Origin of the sequence: Roseomonas chloroacetimidivorans, from assembly GCF_049629625.1 — a bacterium.
In the GTDB taxonomy this organism is placed as follows: domain Bacteria; phylum Pseudomonadota; class Alphaproteobacteria; order Acetobacterales; family Acetobacteraceae; genus Roseomonas; species Roseomonas chloroacetimidivorans.
Genome location: NZ_JBNBZS010000191.1, coordinates 1 through 3,840, shown reverse-complemented (window position 1 = coordinate 3,840; position 3,840 = coordinate 1). Strand labels below are relative to the sequence as shown.

Here is a 3,840-nt window from a genome sequence, read left to right as displayed (position 1 = left end):
GCCAATCGATTCCGTCGAGCATGTAAGCGAGCTGGGCCGCGGAGATGCCGAGGACATCACCCGACGCGCTCGGCCACACGAACCTCCCCCGTTCCAGCCGCTTCGTGTAGAGCGACATTCCAATCCCATCGTGCCAGACGACCTTGATCAGGTCACCGCGTTTTCCGCGGAAAACGTAGAGATCGCCGGCATGCGGATCGCGCCCGAGCGCCTCCTGCACCTGCAGGGCCAGGCCGTTCATCCCACGGCGCTTATGCGGAGGTCCGCATAAGCGCCGTTATGCGGCGATGGTGATTATGCGGAGCGGGGATGCGGGACGGTTGGTTCTTCCTCGGTGCCCCGCGTCGTCTGCCCCGCATAACGGCGGGGTCTAACGTCGTCCCCGCGGCCCGAGGTGGTAGCCGCGAGGAGGACTTCCATGACCAGACCAGGATCGGCGCCGTCGAGGGCGCGGACGTTCCTACATGCCGGCGAGTTCGCGGCGTCGGTCGACGCCTTCGGCGCTGTCCTGACGGCACGGGGCCACACGGCTCTCGTCGTCGACGACTACACCCGCTCCGCCCGTCACTTCGGCCACTGGCTCCGGCTCAGGGGCATAGCGCCTTGCTCGGTTGGGGACGAGACGCTGTCGCGCTTCGCGGCGCATCGCTGCAGCTGCCCGGGCGGGCGTGGGTGCCGGCGGCTGTCGCCGCGCTACGCCGGACGTGTGCGCTGCTTCGTCGCTTTCCTTCGTGAACGGGGCGAGACCCCGCGCGACGACGTTCGTACGGGGGACGCGCTGCCGGCCGATCTCGTGGCGTTCCGGGACCACCTGCTCGGCGAGAGGGGCGTCGTGCCCGCCACGGCGGACAAGCACGTCCGCCTGGTCCTCCGTCTCCTCCCCGTCCTCGGCAACGATCCAGCGCGCTACGACGCGCGATCCGTGCGCGATGTCGCGCTCACCGCCGTCTCGACCACGTCCAGGGCGGACGCCAAGACCATCGTCACCGCGCTCCGGGTCTGGCTGCGTTTCCTCGCCTCGCGTGGCGCCTGCCTCGCTGGGCTCGAGGAGGCGATCCCGAGGGTGCCGCAATGGCGCCTGTCGGCACTGCCGCGCTATCTGCCACCAGGGGAGGTCGAACGGGTGATCGGGTCGTGCGACCTCCGCACCGTCCACGGGCTGCGGGACCGCGCCATCCTCCTCCTGCTCGCCCGCCTTGGGCTGCGCGCGGGCGACGTCCTCCTGCTGCGGTTCGACGACCTTGACTGGACCGCGGCGACGCTGCGGGTCCGCGGCAAGGGTCGACGGGACGTCCACCTGCCCCTGCCGCAGGACGTCGGGGACGCACTCCTCGCCTATCTGGCGGTCCGGCGCGACGATGGCGGCGGTGGTGGCGGGGCGGAGCCCCGCGTGTTCCTCCGCGCCGGGGCACCGAGACGACCGTTCGCCGATTCGACCGCGATCTCCAGCGTCGTCCGTCTTGCCCTCGAGAGGGCCGACATCGCCAACCCGCCGACACGCGGCGCCAACCTCCTGCGCCACTCCGCGGCAACCTCCCTCCTCCGGGCCGGGGCGACCCTCGACGCCGTCTCGGCCCTCCTCCGGCACCGCTCGCTCGACACGACGGCCCACTACGCCAAGGTCGACGTCCCGATGCTGCGCCGGATAGCCCGGCCCTGGCCGGAGGGTGCGCCATGCTGAGCGAGGATGTCGCGCGCTACGTCGCCCTGCACCGCTCCCTAGGCTACCGGTTTCGCGTCCAGGCCGGCCTGCTCGGGCTCTATGCGCGGTTCGCGGAGGCGCGGGGAGACCAGACCATCCGGACCGCCACGGCCCTTGCCTGGGCAGGCGAGGCGCCGTCGCCGCAGCAGCGGCGCAACCGCCTCCTCGTGCTCCGGCGCCTCGCACTCGCCCTGCGGGCCGAGGACGCGGCCCACGAGCTGCCTCCGGTCGACGCGTTCGGCCGCGCCGTTACCGAGCGGCATCTGCCGCATATCTACAGCGACGAGGAAATCGCGATCCTCCTGCAGGCGGCCGCGGCGCTCGCGCCGACCGGCGGCCTGCGACCGGTCCTCTACGTCACCCTGTTCGGCCTCCTCGCCGCCACGGGCCTGCGCATCTCCGAAGCTCTTGCCCTCCGGCTGGACGACCTCACCGAGGACGGGCTGCTCGTCCGTGAGACGAAGTTCCGCAAGAGCCGCCTTGTGCCCCTGCACGACACCACGGCGGCCGCCCTCGCGCGCTACCTCGGCGCGCGGCGACGTCATCGCGCGGCCGGCCCGTTCCTGCTCGTCGCTCCCGGCGGCCCCCTGCCGTACGACACGGCCTCGGGCACGTTCCGACAGCTCGCCCGGAAAGCCGGCCTCCGTGGTGCGCCCGGCACGGACGGGCCCCGCATCCACGACCTCCGCCATACCTTCGCGGTCCGCTCGCTCGAGGCCTGTGCCGGCGTGTCGGGGGCGGAGGTGGCGCGCCACATGGTGGCGCTCAGCACCTACCTCGGCCACGCCCGTGTGACCGACACGCAGTGGTATCTGCATGCGACGCCCGCGCTCATGGCAGGGATCGCGGCCGCCGGCGAGGCCAACTTCCGGGGAGGGATGCCATGACAGCGCTCGCCCCTCATCTGACCGCGTTCCTGCGGCAGCACCTCCCGCTCGAGCGACGGGCCAGCCCCGCCACGCTCGACACCTACGCCCACGCGCTCCGCCTCCTCGTCTGCTACGCCGCGGAACGGCTCGGCACGCGTCCTTCGGGGCTCGAAGTGGAGGCACTCGACGCGCCGCTCGTCCTCGACTTCCTCCACCACCTCGAGGCCGGGCGTGGCAACTCGCCGCGGACGCGCAACGCCCGTCTCGCGGCCGTCAACTCGCTGTTCCGCTACCTCGAGTACCGGCTCCCCTCCTGCCTCGACCAGGCCCGGTGCATCCGCGCCATCCCCGTCAAGCGCACCGATGAGCGCCTCGTCCGGCACCTGACGCGCGAGGAGGTCCAGGCGCTGCTCGACGCACCGGACCCTCGGACCATCCCGGGCGCGCGGGATAGGGCCATGCTGCACGTCGCCTTCGCCGGGGGCCTCCGTGTCTCGGAGCTGGTCGGGCTGCGGCTCGACGACCTCCGCCTCGCGCCGGAACCCGTGCTGCATGTCCTCGGCAAAGGACGGCGCGAGCGTCTCCTGCCGCTCTGGCGGGAGACCGCCACCGCCCTGCGGGCCTGGCTCGCCGTGCGGCGTGGCGAGCACGATCCGGCGCTGTTCCTCAACGCACGTGGCGAGGCCATGACCCGGGCCGGCTTCGAGTATATCCTCTCCGAACACGCAAAGGCTGCTGCGCGAACCTGCCCGTCCCTCGCGACGCGACGCGTCAGTCCACATGTCCTGCGGCATAGCTGCGCGATGCACATGCTGCATGCGACCCGCGACATCCGGCGCGTTTCGCTCTGGCTCGGGCACGCCGGCCTGCGGACGACGGAGGTCTACCTCCGCGCCGATCCGACGGAGAAACTCGAAACCCTCACGGCCGCAGCAGCACCGTCCCTCCGGCGGGGTCATTTCCGTCCGCCCGATGAGCTGATCGCCCTTCTCAGCGAGCGCCCATAGCCGTTATGCGGGGCAGACGACGCGGGGCACCGAGGAAGAACCAACCGTCCCGCATCCCCGCTCCGCATAATCACCATCGCCGCATAACGGCGCATGTCCGTGTGGCCGACAGCAAGCCAGACGCGGACGGCAGAGGGGATCGGGATCATCCGCGCAGCGCCCCCAGCACGCGCCGCAGTGCGGAGGGGCTCACCGCCTCCGGCACCCGCACCGCCGTGCCGTCCGGCAGCACGATCTCGATCCGCCCCTCGGGCGCCCCGCC

The 3,840-nt window shown here is 72.0% G+C and carries 4 protein-coding genes; 3 read left to right on the top strand and 1 reads right to left on the bottom strand.

Translation table 11 applies throughout. The features are described 5' to 3' along the window. On the bottom strand, window positions 1–241 hold a 241-nt coding region (tnpB, locus tag ACO1BU_RS36255), incomplete at its 3' end, for an IS66 family insertion sequence element accessory protein TnpB (RefSeq protein ID WP_424140723.1). A 177-nt stretch (window positions 242–418) separates the two neighbouring features. Between tnpB and ACO1BU_RS36250 the strand changes: the two genes are divergently transcribed. Genes ACO1BU_RS36250 through ACO1BU_RS36240 form a run of 3 tightly spaced genes read left to right on the top strand, consistent with a single transcriptional unit; the run spans window position 419 to window position 3,578 of the window. Continuing rightward, window positions 419–1,681: a tyrosine-type recombinase/integrase gene (locus ACO1BU_RS36250; RefSeq protein ID WP_424140722.1), complete on the top strand. Its 1,263-nt coding sequence runs from the start codon at window positions 419–421 to the stop codon at window positions 1,679–1,681. Next, window positions 1,675–2,589, top strand: a complete 915-nt coding sequence (locus ACO1BU_RS36245; protein ID WP_424140721.1) for a tyrosine-type recombinase/integrase — start codon at window positions 1,675–1,677, stop codon at window positions 2,587–2,589. Before ACO1BU_RS36250 ends, ACO1BU_RS36245 begins: the two co-directional genes overlap by 7 nt. Next, a complete protein-coding gene (locus ACO1BU_RS36240) occupies window positions 2,586–3,578 on the top strand; it encodes a tyrosine-type recombinase/integrase (RefSeq protein WP_424140720.1) in 993 nt (330 codons plus the stop codon). The genes ACO1BU_RS36245 and ACO1BU_RS36240 overlap by 4 nt, the downstream gene beginning before the upstream one ends. Window positions 3,579–3,840 lie beyond the last annotated feature (262 nt).